15 protein-coding genes are annotated in these 15,175 nt (G+C 53.2%); 10 read left to right on the forward strand and 5 right to left on the reverse strand.

Translation table 11 applies throughout. The features are described 5' to 3' along the window. Positions 1–9: 9 nt before the first annotated feature. The 3 genes from G462_RS21235 to G462_RS0100515 all read right to left on the reverse strand — a co-directional run bounded on the left by G462_RS21235 (position 10) and on the right by G462_RS0100515 (position 2,845). Entirely contained in the window at positions 10–1,362 is a 1,353-nt protein-coding gene (locus tag G462_RS21235; protein ID WP_051326418.1) for a carbohydrate porin, read from the reverse strand. 396 nt (positions 1,363–1,758) lie between these two features. After that, on the reverse strand, positions 1,759–2,535 hold the full coding sequence (truC, locus tag G462_RS0100510; RefSeq protein ID WP_245579504.1) for a tRNA pseudouridine(65) synthase TruC: 777 nt from the start codon (positions 2,533–2,535) through the stop codon (positions 1,759–1,761). Then, on the reverse strand, positions 2,528–2,845 hold the full coding sequence (locus G462_RS0100515) for a YqcC family protein (RefSeq protein ID WP_026957255.1): 318 nt from the start codon (positions 2,843–2,845) through the stop codon (positions 2,528–2,530). The genes truC and G462_RS0100515 overlap by 8 nt, the downstream gene beginning before the upstream one ends. A gap of 100 nt (positions 2,846–2,945) precedes the next feature. Here G462_RS0100515 and G462_RS0100520 point away from each other — a divergent pair, with 100 nt between their 5' ends. From G462_RS0100520 to G462_RS0100530, 3 genes are read left to right on the forward strand one after another with little or no spacing between them, the layout of a single operon-like run. Next, entirely contained in the window at positions 2,946–3,995 is a 1,050-nt protein-coding gene (locus G462_RS0100520; protein ID WP_035476226.1) for a DUF3549 family protein, read from the forward strand. Between the two features lie 11 nt (positions 3,996–4,006). Then, positions 4,007–4,297 (forward strand): hypothetical protein, encoded by a 291-nt coding sequence (locus G462_RS0100525; RefSeq protein ID WP_026957257.1) that lies wholly within the window; start codon positions 4,007–4,009, stop codon positions 4,295–4,297. Positions 4,298–4,300: 3 nt separating this feature from the next. Continuing rightward, a complete protein-coding gene (locus G462_RS0100530; RefSeq protein WP_026957258.1) occupies positions 4,301–5,074 on the forward strand; it encodes a Zn-ribbon-containing protein in 774 nt (257 codons plus the stop codon). Here G462_RS0100530 and syd read toward each other — a convergent pair. Then, positions 5,064–5,594, reverse strand: coding sequence for a SecY-interacting protein (gene syd / locus G462_RS21240; protein WP_035476228.1), 531 nt, complete (start codon positions 5,592–5,594; stop codon positions 5,064–5,066). The two genes, G462_RS0100530 and syd, sit on opposite strands and share 11 nt — an antisense overlap. 64 nt (positions 5,595–5,658) lie before the next feature. Between syd and queF the strand changes: the two genes are divergently transcribed. The 7 genes from queF to G462_RS0100570 all read left to right on the forward strand — a co-directional run bounded on the left by queF (position 5,659) and on the right by G462_RS0100570 (position 13,575). After that, on the forward strand, positions 5,659–6,516 hold the full coding sequence (gene queF, locus G462_RS0100540; RefSeq protein WP_026957259.1) for an NADPH-dependent 7-cyano-7-deazaguanine reductase QueF: 858 nt from the start codon (positions 5,659–5,661) through the stop codon (positions 6,514–6,516). Positions 6,517–6,521: 5 nt separating this feature from the next. Then, positions 6,522–8,162 (forward strand): tetratricopeptide repeat protein, encoded by a 1,641-nt coding sequence (locus G462_RS0100545; RefSeq protein ID WP_157378519.1) that lies wholly within the window; start codon positions 6,522–6,524, stop codon positions 8,160–8,162. Further along, complete coding sequence (locus G462_RS0100550) at positions 8,110–8,712, forward strand: hypothetical protein (protein WP_157378520.1); 603 nt, start codon at positions 8,110–8,112, stop codon at positions 8,710–8,712. The genes G462_RS0100545 and G462_RS0100550 overlap by 53 nt, the downstream gene beginning before the upstream one ends. 98 nt (positions 8,713–8,810) lie before the next feature. Continuing rightward, positions 8,811–10,397 carry a diguanylate cyclase gene (locus G462_RS0100555; RefSeq protein ID WP_026957262.1) on the forward strand — a complete coding sequence of 529 codons (1,587 nt, stop codon included), beginning with the start codon at positions 8,811–8,813 and terminating at the stop codon, positions 10,395–10,397. Positions 10,398–10,625: 228 nt separating this feature from the next. Next, positions 10,626–11,978, forward strand: a complete 1,353-nt coding sequence (ppnN, locus tag G462_RS0100560) for a nucleotide 5'-monophosphate nucleosidase PpnN (RefSeq protein ID WP_026957263.1) — start codon at positions 10,626–10,628, stop codon at positions 11,976–11,978. A gap of 69 nt (positions 11,979–12,047) precedes the next feature. Then, positions 12,048–12,824, forward strand: coding sequence for a flap endonuclease Xni (gene xni / locus G462_RS0100565; RefSeq protein ID WP_026957264.1), 777 nt, complete (start codon positions 12,048–12,050; stop codon positions 12,822–12,824). A gap of 67 nt (positions 12,825–12,891) precedes the next feature. Then, positions 12,892–13,575, forward strand: a complete 684-nt coding sequence (locus G462_RS0100570) for an SDR family oxidoreductase (RefSeq protein WP_026957265.1) — start codon at positions 12,892–12,894, stop codon at positions 13,573–13,575. Positions 13,576–13,636: 61 nt separating this feature from the next. Here G462_RS0100570 and G462_RS0100575 read toward each other — a convergent pair whose 3' ends face one another. After that, on the reverse strand, positions 13,637–14,899 hold the full coding sequence (locus G462_RS0100575; RefSeq protein WP_026957266.1) for a hypothetical protein: 1,263 nt from the start codon (positions 14,897–14,899) through the stop codon (positions 13,637–13,639). Between the last annotated feature and the right edge of the window lie 276 nt (positions 14,900–15,175).

Here is a 15,175-nt window from a genome sequence, read left to right on the forward strand (position 1 = left end):
TTTCAAGTTTTACCACCAAGCTTCCACTTGAGCACCGATCATAGTGTCGCGGTCTTTAATGGTACCAGTACCCCAGCTACCCCACTCTGGGTTATCATCGCTCCAGTAACGCTGGGTCTCGTCATCACCCATGTAGTGTGCCAAGAATACTCGAATCTCAGGACGTGCCCAGAAGCCGCCTTTTTCTTGCAGTGGAGACCAGTTTTGCGATACCGCAATCTTAGTCAGATCTGAGCGCTCAGGAGCCCAACCATCTTCGTTGCTGTAGTAACCCACTTCCAAGCTAGTGCTCATAGTATTGTTCCACAGGTAACGTGGGCGTACAGTAAAGCCATAACGTTTGCCAGTGTCGCCTTCGTCTTCATGAAGCTGTGAGTACCAAACGTTCCAGCTCATATCCACGTTACGGTTAAACTTGTAAAGACCGTGGTCCATAATACGCCAAGACTTACGGCCAATTTGAGCAGCTTCAGCATTGTAACCATCACCTAAGTGGTTGTTCATGCCGTAACCTGCCCAAGCGAAGCCTTCAGTAGAGTACTGAGCAACCAACTTGTTGAAACCACCTGACAAACCAACAGTCCACTCAGCGGTCAGAGCAACACCGGTTTTGTCGTTATAATCGACCTCAGAGGCCTCTTGAGCATCACTTGCGTACACGAAGCCAATGTTAGCAATCAGATCCAAAGAACCCATGCCTACATTTACGCCATTCCAGCGCAGATCAAAAATTGGAGTAGCAGTGAAAGCTTCAAGTGCATCTGCACCGCCAAACTCATCATTCCACTTCGCATTACGCACAGCAAACGCCAGTGCACCGTTGCCGATAGTGATATTGTCCAGACCGATACCATAGCCAGAGCCATTTACGTAGTACCAGTCATTGATATGGATGTCCTTACGACCGTAGTAACGGTTACCAGCCCACAGCTCAGAACCACCTGCCATGCGGTATTTGGCATAAGCTTCGCGGAATGCCAAGCGAGCTCCGCCCCAAGGACCGTTTTCTAGAGAGCCACCGCCCTCTCCTGAAATACCTTGCCAAGAGTTGCCACGACCATCAACATAGTTACCAGGCGCTTCGTGAGTACCGTAAGCAACCAAAGTATGGATAGAGAAGCGCTCGCCATTGGAGCGTTCTACTACGTTTTGGCTCAAAGAAATTTCAGCGTAGGTGTCACACTCATCAGCCAAACGACCCACTACGTGAGAGTCTGGACCACCATGACCGTAACAAAGTTGGCTGCCACCGCCTACAGTGTTACCAAAACCTGCACGGAAATAACCATTAAACTCTACGCTCATAGCGGAGGTAGAAACAGTCGCTGCAGCCACTGCCAGCGCCAGTGCTTTTAATTTCATAATCCTAATCCTTTTCCTTTCGATTAATTATCCCTTACCCGATCAGTAAGAGTTAACGGTGCTTGTTTTGTAAGTGCTTGTATCCGTTAACTGAGGACGATTATAGGGAGGGGAAGGGTTAGCACTCCTTGAAGTCGGTCACGTTTTGTCTTTCGCTGTTTTGCGCAAAAGTTCCATAGCATTTGCCAGATCGCCACAAAGATCACAAATCACATCAATCCAAAGAAACAACTTGAAAATGTTTTCAAGGGTTTCGCAAACGCTTTCAGGTGTAAACTTACTACAACTTAACCAATAAATTACCTGAAAACCCTTGCAGACCGGCCAGTGCTGAAAGAATATTTCTTGACAGTGAAAGGGTTTTCAATGATGTTGGCATTTGCAAAAAATGTGATCTTAATCACCCATCAACAGGGAACTATTCCAAGATAACTGTTCAAAAACACCTTGCCAGCGGGGCGGAAGCGGTGACTTGCAGCTGATTATTTCGCCACTGTAGGGGTGAGTAAAACGTAGTTGGTCAGCAAACAACCAAAGACCCGGGTGACCCAGCTCTCTGAATAAGCGATTGTGCTTGCCATCGCCATGGGTTGTGTCACCAATAATCGGATGGCTGATATGGTGCATATGGCGACGTAGCTGGTGCTTGCGCCCAGTGAGTGGGTTCAGCCTGAGCAGGCTGTAGCGGGAGGTGGGGAATCGCCCGGTGGAGTATGGGATCTCAGCCAGTGCCAAGCCACGATAATCGGTCACCGCAGGCTGCGCGTCTTTATTCTTCTGCGCCAAGGCGTCGGTCATTTGGTCTTGCTCTTCAACCAAGGGGTAATCAAGGTGATGCTCCCCTTCTATATAGCCGCGCACAATCGCCACGTAAGATTTTGACACCTCGCGATTGCTAAAGCACTCGCTGAGTTTGGCGGCGGCCTCCGATGAAAGGGCCATCACCAGCAAGCCGCAGGTGGGACGATCGAGCCGGTGTACCGGATAGACATACCGGCCAAGTTGGTCGCGCAGCAGTTGCATCGCAAATACCGTCGCCTGCTTGGCAATCCAGCTGCGATGCACCAACAAGCCAGCTGGCTTGTACACCACCACATAGTGCTCGTCTTGAAAAACAATCGGCAGTGGGCCGTCAATCGGCTCCACCAAGTTTTGCTCAGTAAAATCACTCACCGGCGAAGCTCCGGTCAAAGGCTAAGATAAGCGCAAGCAGTTCGCTAACATCCAGCTCGCTATGCTTTAAAGCTTCTTCGGCATAAGGGTGAATGGCGACCTTGTTCGGCAGCGCCTGGCCACTATCCAAAATGGCATCCATACGTGGGATCAACACAAACTGTAACCACTGGGGAAAGCTTAAGGTATCGACACAAAATGGCGCGACGCTCTCCAACGCTTGCGCAGAAGGAGGTATGGGTTGCCACAACTGCAGGCGTTTGAGCTCTGCTTCGATGGCGCGGATCTGTTGGCGAATAGCTGTTGGCATGGGCGTAAAAAGCTCGGATGTTAGCAAACCTACCCTATAGTTTGCACCGTTTGACAGAAAATTGGATACTTGCGCGTTTCTACAGCCGTCAGGGAACATCATGCCTAGCACTGAGCCGAGCACCATGCCAAAGCACAGCTTGACCGAGATACTTCAGCAATCCGGCAGCGAGGTCCACATCTTTGAGATGGGCCGACTGTTTCGCGAGATTGAACCTGAGGAGCTGCTACAGATCGAGCGCGCCGAACGCCCCTACCCGGCGCCTATCCAACAGCATGCCTGTTTTGCCTTAGCCTTTTGGCAGCGCGTGCAGAGCCGCACGCCGTATATCTGGTTTCTGCGCTTCCCGGTGGATGAGCAAGGGTTTCTCAATCTGGGCTGCCGTGACCAGTTTATCGACCAGCTTAAACAGGCGATGGGGCAACAGCTAGAACGCCAGCTCACCGAGCAAGAGCAGCAACAGCTCGCAAACACTCCCTATATCTTCAAGCCCACTTCCGAGAAAATGGCGCTGTTTCACGCCAGCTACAGCCGTAAACTGGATATGAGCGCCAGCCAAGGCTTTGAGCGGGTGCAACAGTATGTTCAATCAGGCCGCTTTGAGCAATGGCAAAGCCTGCCACTGCAAGGTTTGGCCGATTTTGTGGTTAGACTCGACAGCAGCGAAATAGAGCAAAGTCTAGTGGATGCCCTGCCCCACCTGCCCGAGCAGATGTTCGAACAACTGGTAGTATTGCTTGAGCATCAAGTCATCGGTACCGCCCTCACCCAAGCGCTGGCGGCGCGTTTAGCCGGCGAAACAACGCACAGCAAGCAAGTGTTACTGCTGCGCGCCATGGCCAGCAGCAGTGAGACCGTCGTGGTCGAGCAAGCACTCGATCAACTGCTCAGCCAAGCTGGCTCTGAAGAACTATTGATTGCGGTGGCCGGGCGCCTTTGGCCTGCCTTACAACAGCTGGCCCGATTAAAACGCTTTCTGGAACTGCTCAGCGAGCAGCATAACCCGGCGCTGTTTTATGCGCTTTTTCGCGATCTGGTGGCGCTGCCGGACTTGCGTACCTTTGTGCTGGCAGTGCTGCGCGACAACGATATCAGCCCGTCGCTCAAGGCCGCCATTCAGCAAATGACGCAACACGTTCAACAACATTAATAGGTATAGCTATGTCTCAGGAACTGGTATTACAGGCGATCAAAAGTCTGGTCGATGACGGGCATCAACCCACCTTGGCGCTGGTCAAATCTCGTCTGACCAAACGCCTACCCATGCCAATGGTTATCGAAGGGCTCAATGCCTACAAACGCAATCCGAAGGTACTCGAACAGCTGCCCACCGCAACCGCCGAGCAGCCCGCCAGTGACAGCAACGAGCTAGATCTGGCGCAACGTGTCAGCCAGCTAGAAGCTCAACTGGCCGAGACGGTTGAACGTATCAAAAAACTGGAGCAGCAATAGCCAATGTATCAAGTAGAGCTGGTATTTGAGTGTTTTCGCGATACCACCATTAGCGCAGCCGAACGTGCGATCAACCACCTGTTAAACTGTTGGCGCTACAACGGTCAGGTACTAGGGCGAGAGTTACCGCTCATCCTCAATCAGGCCCAGTTTGAGTGTCGGCTTATCTGCCCCGAGCAAGAGAGCCTGCATCCGCAGTTTAATAGCCCGCAAGTGAACCAGGCCCTCAGCCAGCTCAGCGATGCCGGGGTACTGCGCCCCAAGCAAAAAGTGCTCGGTCGCGATCTCAACTCCGATGACATCGACACCTGTGAAGCTCGCCCTTGGCAGGTGCTCTATACCAGCTACCTGCAAGCCTGCTCACCGCTGCGCTGTGGCGAACACTTCACCCCGGTCCCGCTCTATCGGATTCCGGCGGTCGCCAATGGCGATCACAAGCAAGTGATCAAATGGCAAGAAGACTGGGCCGCTTGCGACCAGTTGCAGATGAATGGCAGCGTGCTTGAGCACAAAGCGGTGGAGCAACTGGGCACACCGGGAACTCGCCTGTATCGGCGCGGCTGGGACCTGTGTAAGCGCATCGAGTATCTCACCCAGATCCCCACCTATCTGTATCTCTACCGCGTAGGAGGGGAAAGCCTTGAGTCGGAGCAGCAACGCCGTTGCCCAAGTTGTGGTGAGCCCTGGGGGCTAAGTGAAAGCCAGCATGATGTCATCGACTTTAAGTGCGATAACTGCCGGCTAGTCTCCAACCTGAGTTGGGACTTTAAGAAGTAAGCTGAAGCGCTTGCAGGAACTCATCCAAGGACGGAGACAGTACTTCCATCACGCCTCGCCCAAGCTGTTCCAGCACCACTTCTCCGGTGTTGTTGAGCACCGAGATAACCTGCATCTCGTCATCGGTGGAGGCAACAAACACACTCGGCGCCTGTTTTAGGCGCTGCTGCATCAGTAAATGGCCGATCAGGTTCTCCAGCAGGTATTCAAAGTCCTGCTCATTCCACACGGTCACCAGCTCCACCCGTTTCTCTGCCCATTGTCCAACCACCTCTCCAGCAAAATAGCTGCCGTAGTAGCGCTTGATCTCAGCGCGCAGGGTCAACTCCAAGGCCGATTCCACTCCAGAAAAATCCCCTGCTTGGGCGCGCTTATGGGCACGCCAGTGCTGCGGGGTCGGCTCGTCACTCGTCTCGATACAGGGGGAGAGCCATTGTGGGTCATAGTCTTCAAGAGGTTGACTGTTGTTGGAAAGGCGTTCAAAAAACTGTTCAATGGGCCCTAAGGCGTGCTGGAGCATAGTTGCGAATCGTTAATCTGTGGTATAACAAGCCTAACTAAATCTGAGCGTTACCACCACGACTATGGCAAATTCTTACGATACCAGCCCTGCCATTCAAGCCTTAAGCTTGGGCAAGAAAAGTGACTACATCAGTCACTACACCCCAGAGTTATTGCAAGCGGTTCCCCGCCAGCTTAATCGCGATGAGCTGAACTTGGACAGTGAGAAAGGCTTGCCCTTTGAGGGCTACGATCTGTGGAATCTCTATGAGCTCTCTTGGCTCAACGCCAAAGGCAAGCCGCAAGTTGCCGTGGCCAGTGTCAGCCTGCCTTGCGAAACACCTAATCTGGTGGAGTCCAAGTCGTTTAAGCTCTATCTCAACAGCTTCAACCAAACCAAGGTAGCCTGCGTATCAGAGCTCGAGCAGACCCTAAGCAAAGACCTGTCGGCCTGTGCAGGCGGCCCGGTTAGCGTTGAGATTCATGCCATCGACAGCCAGTTTGACACCTCCCCAATGCCCGGTGAATGCATCGATGATCTGGATATCGAAGTAGATAACTTCGCGTTTAATCCTGATTTGTTAGATGGCGCGGCGACAGCGGGTGAGGTGGTAACCGAAACCTTGCACAGCCATTTGCTTAAATCCAACTGTCTGGTGACCAATCAGCCAGACTGGGGCAGCATCTTGATCCACTATCAAGGGCAGCAAATCAACCGCGAAGCACTGCTGCGCTACCTGATCTCGTTCCGCCAACACAACGAGTTCCACGAGCAATGCGTGGAGCGGGTGTTCTGCGACATCATGCGTTTTTGTCAGCCCGATAGGCTCACCGTCTATGCCCGCTACACTCGCCGCGGCGGACTAGACATTAACCCGATGCGTAGCAACGACCCAGATTTTGTTACTCAACTGGGTAACTGGCGCTTGTTGAGGCAGTAAACCACGTGATAGGTCGCTTAACTCTACTCTTGGCCAGCGTCTCACTGACGTTTTTAACAGGCAATAGCGTCGCTTTTGAGTACGGGATACTGCGCGTTCCCAAATCGGTGGAAACGCTGCGCCACGATCTGCTGACCCGCCCACTGCTGTGCTTAGAGAAAATCGAATACGGTCTGGATGCAGCTACTCAGTTAAGTGGCGACGCCTCGTTTTACTCGGTCAAAGTACAGGTTGCGACCCAACAGATCGCCGCCCTGTGTGCCCTGCGCGCCGGCAAGCCGGTACTGGCGGAGCAATACATCGACCACTCGCTAGAGTTGGCGCAAACCCACCAAGCCTACCTGCTTCAGGGCAACTTGATTGCCGCATTGATTGCCGCGCAAGATCCCAACCAGTCAACCCACGCCCAACAGCATCTCGACGCCGCCACCGAGATGGCGCAAAGCCTCAAATACTACCCGCTGCCCAATCTGCAATTTCAGATCCAACGCTTACAAGGGCTGCGCCATATGAGCATGGGGCAGTTCAACGAGGCCAAGAACCACCTGCTACGTGCCAAAGAAGAGGCCTACGCCTCACAAAGTGCCTTCTTCCGTGCCCGCGCCGAAGATTTACTCGGTCGCCTGTCGGTGCGCAATGACCAGCCCGAGCTGGCACTGAGTCACTTCAACGAAGCACTGAACTTTATCCGCAGCGCCCAATCCGATGCCGAGCATTTGCTGCTAAGTGAGATCAACGAAGAGATCGCCGCTATCTATATGCAGCAGCAAGAGACCGATATTGCCCAGCAATATCAGGAAAATGCCATCGAACAGGCCGAAGCGCTGGGCAGCCCCCAGCTACTCGCTCGGCAAATCGCTACACTGGCGGATATGGCCAGTCATACTAATCAGCAGAATGTTGCCATCGCCCACCTGTTTGTAGCGCGCGACTTCGCCAACCAAGCGCGGCTGTGGGAGATATCCGCCGATATCGAGCACCGATTAGCGCTTAACTATCAAGCGATTAACGACTACACCGCGGCCCTGCTGCATTTCGAAGTCGCCCGCGAACTCTACCAACGCCAGCAACAGCCCGACAATGAACTCAGCGTACTGCTTGATCTGGGCCTACTTCACATCGCCAATGGCGAGGCAGGCTTGGCCATTTTACAGCTAGAGCGCGCCGAAGAGCTGGCCAACACCATGGGGCTGACGCCCAGTCACACTCGGGTGTTTAAAACACTGGCCGAGGCCTACGAGCAAAACGGCAACTTTGATCTGGCGCTGGAGCACTACAAGCTATTCCATCAGCTGAGCTCCCAGTATCAGGAGATCCGTGCCAAATACAGCGACCAGCAGTTCAAACAGCACTATCAATACATCGAGCAAGCCCATCAGCTCTCAGAGCTGACTCAAGAAAAAGCGGCGCTACTGCAAAAGACCAGCTTCCAGCAGCTGATCCTCACCCTAAGTGCCGTGCTCATCGTGCTGTTGATCATGCTCTATATCAGCTCGCGTCAGCGTAGCATCGCTCAAGGGCATCGCATGCGTAAGCTCAACCACCAGCTCGAGCGCAATCCGGCAACCGGCTACTATCAGCTGCATCACTGCAGTGACCCCCCTCAATATGCTCAAGCGCTATGCACAGAACTCCAGCTTGTTTGAGGACCCGGATAACGACTACGTACTGGCCTTGCTCACCATTGAAGCGATGGAAGCCGAACCGCAGCGCGTGCTAGGCCAAGCCAAGCGCCAAGAGCTCTATAAACATCTGATAGAGAAGATCTTACAACCGGATAACAGCAACATCGCGGTTGGCCACCTCACCCATCGCACCTTGCTGATCTGTGCGCCCAAGAACGCACGTGACTGCGCCCAATGGTTCGAATATTGGCAGAGTCAGGCAGAGCTGTTCGCCGTGGAGAATCAACTCAAGGTGGTGCTTATCAGTGGTGGCTGTAATATGCCATTTTTAACTAAAGCTCGAGATGCGATTGACGATATAGAACTGGTAGAAGTCGCTTCTTTGGCCCAAGAAGCTGCCAAGCAGTTGGTTATCAAAAGTGGTCAAAGCGAGTGGCTGGAGCTCAATGCCATGAAAGACTCGCCAGTGGCGTTTTTCGGCAAGGATATTCACCAGGATGTGAAGCAAGCAATATCCAAAGGATTGGTCAAAATTTCGTGTTCTGGTGATAAAAGCAATATTAGTTGGTAAGCTTCAAGAGAGCGACATACAACTCTGTTGACTGCCTGACGGCCATGCTATGCTGTGTAAGTGTTAACTAATTAATTGAACTAACTACAGCATTTTCCATGAGTGACGTCTTGAGTGTTAAAAAGAAACTTGCAACTGTGAGAAACAAATTGGACGCATCAGATACCTCTGCATCAAGTGACATCGGTCAGCAGCTGGAAAAGAAAGCCTCTAGCCAGCTCATCTCATTGCTCTCCCAAGCCTGCCAAGGTATCGACTCCCAGCTCGACGCCCGACTCAAACAACTCAGTGACGACCTCGACAACAGCGCTTCTGTCCGCTTCCAAGGGCGCTATCACGAGTTGGATGGTCTGCTCAAAGGCCACAGCAATACCCTGCGTGACTTATTGGCCCATGGCCACCGCATTGTAAAAAGCTCCGCTGAATCGCTGCAAAAGGTTAACGGCCTGCCCCCACAGCTACGCCGTAAACTCAGTGACTTCCTCGATAACGATGGCGCGAGCTCCCAGCTGGAAACCCAGCGCCGTATCGAGCAGCTACTCAACTTTTACCATCAGGCACTACTGAACAAGCCCTCAGTGCCCGCGCCGCGCACTGGCGCCATCCTCGAGCAGGAAGCTAAGCCCAAAGAGCGGCTGTTGGATAATCGCCAGCACAAACGCATCTGTGATGAGCTGCAGCGACTGATTACCGAAATGAACTATGAGGGGGATGTTGGCAGTAAGCTGGCCGAGATCCGCTCGAACTTGTTGGTGGGGATCGAACCCAACGACTTGCCTAGCCTGTGTATCGATACCATTCAGCTGATCATTGAAGGCAACCGTGAAGAGCGCAAGGCCTCGCAAGAATTCCTGTTCTCGCTAAATGAAAGCCTGGAAGGGGTGCACGACAGCGTGCATCAATCAGTGACCGACGGCAAGCGGGTACAAAACGAGCGCAAGACCAGCGACAAAGAGATCCGCTCTACCCTGCTGGAAATCGGCGCCGATGTGCGCCAGCAAGAAGACTTGTCTGCGCTTAAATCCACCATTTTGCAACGCCTTAGCCACATCGCCGAGATCTTCAGTCAAAAAGAGCAGCTGGAGAGTCAGAGCGAACAGTTGATCGAGCGCCTACAGCAGATGGAGCAACGTCTGCGGGTGGTCAACGAAGAGGCCAACGAGTACAAAAAGCGCCTCTCCGCCCACAAGCACAAGCTGTTTATCGATAGTCTGACTCAGGTCTACAACCGCGCTGCGCTAGATGAACGGATGGAGCTCGAGTTCAAACGCTGGAAGCGCTACGGCTACAGCCTGGCCATGGCGATCATCGATATCGACCACTTTAAGTCGATTAACGACCAGTATGGCCATATGGCCGGTGACAAGGCCTTAAAGGTGATAGCTCGTTCGCTGCAAAACAGCCTGCGAGATACCGACTTCTTGGCCCGTTTCGGCGGCGAAGAGTTTGTATTGCTGATGCCTAACACCTCGCCCGATGCGCTGGCGGTACCCCTCGATAACCTGCGGGAGCAAATCAAGGCTCTGCCGTTCCGTTTTAAAGACCAGCAGGTGTCTATCACTATCTCCATCGGTGCCACCCTGTTCAAAGATGGTGACAAGCCGCTGGATGCCTTTGAGCGCGCCGACCAAGCCTTGTACGAATCGAAAAACGGCGGCCGCGATCGCCTCAACGTGATTTCTTAATCTCACTGGCTCAGGGCGCTTTATCGAGTGGCCCTGAGCACGCCTTCTGCGTTTTTTCACCTTTCTGATAATCAGCTAACAGATCTGTTCTTCGCTATAGCTATACTGGAAGCCATAAGCTCCCCAGAATGCTGGGTAGTGCTAAGTTCCCAATAATTCAGACATTACAGCCATCACCACAACACCGGCTGCTATCACTCCGACCGATATAACAACAATGAGGTGAGCATGATTACCCATATAAACCCCGTCGGCAGCATGAATCTGCTATCCCAACTTGAAGTCGAGCAACTGACCAAGCGCGCCGCCAGCGACGTCTACGAGCTCTATCGCAACTGTAGCTTGGCAGTACTCAACTCCGGCAGTCACAGCGACAGCAGTCGCGAGATGCTGGAGCGTTATCAAAACTTCGAAATCAACGTACTGAGCCGCGAACGTGGTGTAAAGCTGGAGCTAAGCAACGCGCCGGAACAAGCCTTCGTCGATGGCGAGATTATTTACGGCCTGCAAGAGCACCTATTTAGCGTACTGCGCGATATTCTGTATGTGTCTGGCCAGATGAAGCGCCAGCGCATCGACCTCAGCCAATCCAGCCATATCACCAGCTTGGTATTTGCCATGCTGCGCAATGCGGGAGTCATTCATCCGCGGGTTAATCCCAACTTAGTCGTGTGCTGGGGCGGCCACAGCATTAGTCCTGAGGAATACCAGTACACCCGCGAGGTTGGCAGCCAATTGGGCCTGCGCGAGCTAAACATCTGCACCGGCTGTGGGCCGGGCGCCATGGAAGGGCCAATGAAAGGCGCAGCCGTGGGCCACGCCAAACAGCGAGTCAACGATGGCCGTTATATTGGCCTGACCGAGCCGAGCATTATTGCCGCCGAGCCGCCCAATCCTATCGTTAACGAACTGGTGATCCTGCCCGATATTGAAAAGCGCTTAGAGGCCTTTGTGCGCCTTGGTCACGCGATTATCATCTTCCCCGGCGGCGCTGGAACGGCCGAAGAGCTGCTGTATATCCTCGGCATCATGCTCCATCCTGAGAACACCCGCCAGCCGCTGCCCATCGTGCTCACCGGCCCCAAATCCAGCGAGGCTTACTTTAAGGCGCTGGATGAGTTTATCGGCGCGACTCTGGGCCATCAGGCACAAAGCCGTTACCAAATCATCATCGGCGATCCGGCCAGCGCCGCGAAGGTAGTGAAGCAGAACATGCCCAAGGTGAAGCATTACCGCCAAGCGATTGGCGATGCATACTCGTTCAACTGGAGCCTCAAAATCGAAGAGGACTTCCAGCACCCCTTCGAGCCCAAACATGAAGATGTTGCAGCGCTCAACCTACACAAGGACCAAGCCCCGCAAGAGCTTGCCGCCAACCTACGAAGGGCCTTCTCAGCGATTGTTGCCGGCAACGTCAAAGAGGAAGGCATTAAGCAAATCGAGCAGCATGGCCCCTTTGTGATTGATGGCGATAAAAAGATAATGAAGCTACTGGATAAGCTGTTGCAAAGCTTTGTGGATCAACAGCGGATGAAGCTGCCTGGCTCCCACTACGAGCCTTGCTATCGCATCGCCACCTAATCAACAGCTGGGCGACAAAAACGTGTATCATTAAGGGCTTAGATCCAACGAACCGGAGCCAACGCGCGCATGCACAAGCATCTGCTGGTGATCGACGCCCTTAATCTGATCCGCCGCATCTTCTCGGTACAACAACGCCAGCTCGACAATCCACAGCAGTTGGTGGTGGCCACCCGCGCTGCGGTCGGCAATGCCGGTCGAGCCATGCTGAAAAACCTTGCTCCCAGCCATGTGATTGCAGTATTCGATAGCCCAGAGGCGCCGAGCTGGCGCAAACAGCTTCATCCGGAGTACAAGGCCAAGCGCAAGCCGATGCCCAGTGAGCTGCAAGCCCACCTGCCGCAGATTCAAGATGAGCTGTTGGAGATAGGCATCGATTCGGCAGAGTCCGGCCCCAACGAGGCGGACGACTTATGTGCCACCTTGGCGATTAAGGCCGCACAAGGCGGCTTTAACTGCAGCATCGTCTCCACCGACCAGGGCTACTCCCCCATCCTTGGGGCACGTATCGCTCAGTATGATTATTTCAAGCGCGAGTACCTGCAGCTCAACGAGCTGGAGGCGAAGTTCGAGCTAGCCCTTGGCCAACTTCCTGATTACTGGGCCTTGGTGGGCAACACCAGCGATGGGGTCACTGGCGTGCCGGGCATTGGTGCGAAGTCAGCCAAAACCTTGCTGCAGACCTACCAAAGCTGTCAGGGCATTCTGGCAGCGTCGGATGAGGACAAACTGGTTAAGAAGGTGCAACAGCATCAAGAGCAGCTGGCACTGGCGCAGCAGCTACTGGGGCTACAAACCGAGCTACAGCTTGGGTTTAACCTTAAGCATCTGCGCCTTGGCAAATAACCCTAGGCATAACGTAAATGCCCAAAGTCAGCATAACTAACCTTTCCAAATACAAGGAGCCTTTACTATGCAAACCGTCGTTATCACAGGCGCAAACCGTGGGATTGGCCTAGCCGTGACCAACCACTACCTCCAACAGGGCTGGCAAGTAGTGGCCACCTGCCGCGCCCCACAAAGCGCCCACAAGCTGCATAATCTGGCACCTCAAGACAAACTGCAGATACTGCCGCTGGATATTACCGATAAATCGTCACGCCAGCAGTTTGTCGCACAGTTGCAAGGCAAACAGATAGATTTACTGATCAACAATGCAGGCGTGTATGGCCCGAAGGGCTACCGCCTCGATAAGCTGGACTTCGACGCCTGGCAGCAGACCATGCAAACCAACCTATTCGGCACCACAGCCCTCACCCTCGATCTGCTGCCGCTGATGGCCAACCCGAGCAAGATAGCGGTGATATCCAGCAAGATGGGAAGCATGGGCGACAACGGCAGTGGTGGGTCATACATCTACCGCTCGTCTAAAGCCGCGCTGAACTCGGTGGTGAAAAGCCTGAGTATCGACTTGGCCCCTCAGGGCATCTCGCTGCTATGCCTGCATCCGGGCTGGGTACAAACCGAGATGGGCGGACCTCGCGCATTGATTGATACCCAAACCTCCGCCCAAGGCATGGCTCAGCAAATCGAGCAACTTACCCCGCAAACATCTGGTTGTTTTGTAGATTACTCAGGAAAAGCGGTGCCTTGGTAATGGCTTGAGCGAAAGCGCCGTGCCAAGCCGCGCGGCGTTAACACCATCTATCCACTGAGCGTTACTCCTTACCCACGCCATGTAATATCATCAAGCGCGCTTCCCCAGACCACGCCTTAAACTTGGCGAGGTATATATCGCCGTTCTCCCCCATCAAGTTATTGCCGGAATAGACATCATCGGGCAAGGTCGCAACCCGAGTTACCTCGGCGGTTTCGATATCGTAGCGGAACAAGTCGCTATGTTTCCCGGCTGGCAATGCGTAAATAGAGCCCTCATCTTGGGAAAGAATGATGTCGTAGAGGAAATGAGCACGCAGGCTCTCTCCTGCCTCTGTGCTGGCTACAATGACATTGCCAAGGTCACTGACCTTGCCACTGGCAGTGTCCAACGCGAACAGCCCACCATTTACGGTAGAGATATAGATAGTATCGCCTGCTTTGGTATGGGCTTGGCCAGCCCAAAAGCCGTTATTAAACTGTTGGGCAGTCTCGCTCAGCGTCCCGCTTTTGGTGTCATAGACCCACATATTGAAGCGTTGGTTGCGCTCCTCGGTACGTTCAGTGCCGCGGTACAAATAGACCTTGCCGTACTTATCGACAATCACCTCTCTGCTTAGTGGGTTACCCAACTGCCATGGGATACCCTCGACGATACGAGGCTGGTTGAGCTGGTTAATATCGAAGAACACCATGTTGCAGTGGGGATGGCTTATGCCAATCAACTGCTGTGATGAGGCATCGTAAGCAAGTCCGACAATCCCTTCATGCTCGAGTACCACACCACCGGGCATCTCGGCACTAACATCACGAAACACGCCTGTCTCCATGTCGTATTCATAGAGGTGGGCACCGCGATAGTTAGGCAGTTCATCGATCTCGCGCTTGAAATCATGGAAGCTCTGGGAGGCCATATACATCTTGCTTCCTACCTGAACAATCTCGGTGTGTCCCTTTGGGATGGCCTCGCCCGGTAGCAGGTTGCCCGCTTGCTGGGAGGCCATCATCATGCTGCCGATAAGGTGGCGCTGCTCGGTATGGGGATCATAGGAGTAAATAACAAAGTCTTCTAGCCCATCGCTACGCAAACTGGTCCAGCCGATGTAGATACGCCCCCGGTCATCCATGCCCATGCCATTCCATGACTGATTAAGCTGATAACCCGCTGGCGCAATATCGACGAAGCTAATGTAGCTGTACTCAAGGCCGCTTTCAGTGACGTATCGTTGGATGTAATCCGCGGTATCACTGCCCCCACCGGCAAAACTACTAAATGGGGCACACAGCCCTACTGAGAACCAAAACAAGTACCACGTCTTACTCATCTACCACTCCTTAGACACTTTGATCGAGCAACCTCGCTTGTTCTAGGTGTTCAATGGTAGCGACTGAGTAAAAACAGGTGAACCAATTACCTATATAAATAAAGCATTCATCACTAAATATTTATAAAGCTACGTGGAGTCGAACAACTACGCTGTCCAGCCGACATTCGCTTATGAGCCTTTGTTGGCCAGCCAAACAATGCCGAACACACCGGCGAGATAAAGAGAGTAAACAATGATTAAACTGGTCATCCTTGCACCAATAGAAGAGTGTTT

Origin of the sequence: Aliagarivorans taiwanensis DSM 22990 (assembly GCF_000429505.1) — a bacterium.
In the GTDB taxonomy this organism is placed as follows: domain Bacteria; phylum Pseudomonadota; class Gammaproteobacteria; order Enterobacterales; family Celerinatantimonadaceae; genus Aliagarivorans; species Aliagarivorans taiwanensis.

What these genes read in the sequence shown, in the direction of transcription:
- syd (WP_035476228.1), bottom strand. Translation starts at nt 5,594, where the DNA reads ATGCTCCAGCACGCCTTAGGGCCCATTGAACAGTTTTTTGAACGCCTT.
- xni (WP_026957264.1), top strand. Translation starts at nt 12,048, where the DNA reads ATGCACAAGCATCTGCTGGTGATCGACGCCCTTAATCTGATCCGCCGC.
- G462_RS0100555 (WP_026957262.1), top strand. Translation starts at nt 8,811, where the DNA reads ATGAGTGACGTCTTGAGTGTTAAAAAGAAACTTGCAACTGTGAGAAAC.
- ppnN (WP_026957263.1), top strand. Translation starts at nt 10,626, where the DNA reads ATGATTACCCATATAAACCCCGTCGGCAGCATGAATCTGCTATCCCAA.
- G462_RS0100525 (WP_026957257.1), top strand. Translation starts at nt 4,007, where the DNA reads ATGTCTCAGGAACTGGTATTACAGGCGATCAAAAGTCTGGTCGATGAC.
- G462_RS21235 (WP_051326418.1), bottom strand. Translation starts at nt 1,362, where the DNA reads ATGAAATTAAAAGCACTGGCGCTGGCAGTGGCTGCAGCGACTGTTTCT.
- queF (WP_026957259.1), top strand. Translation starts at nt 5,659, where the DNA reads ATGGCAAATTCTTACGATACCAGCCCTGCCATTCAAGCCTTAAGCTTG.
- G462_RS0100530 (WP_026957258.1), top strand. Translation starts at nt 4,301, where the DNA reads ATGTATCAAGTAGAGCTGGTATTTGAGTGTTTTCGCGATACCACCATT.
- G462_RS0100570 (WP_026957265.1), top strand. Translation starts at nt 12,892, where the DNA reads ATGCAAACCGTCGTTATCACAGGCGCAAACCGTGGGATTGGCCTAGCC.
- G462_RS0100575 (WP_026957266.1), bottom strand. Translation starts at nt 14,899, where the DNA reads ATGAGTAAGACGTGGTACTTGTTTTGGTTCTCAGTAGGGCTGTGTGCC.
- G462_RS0100515 (WP_026957255.1), bottom strand. Translation starts at nt 2,845, where the DNA reads ATGCCAACAGCTATTCGCCAACAGATCCGCGCCATCGAAGCAGAGCTC.
- G462_RS0100520 (WP_035476226.1), top strand. Translation starts at nt 2,946, where the DNA reads ATGCCTAGCACTGAGCCGAGCACCATGCCAAAGCACAGCTTGACCGAG.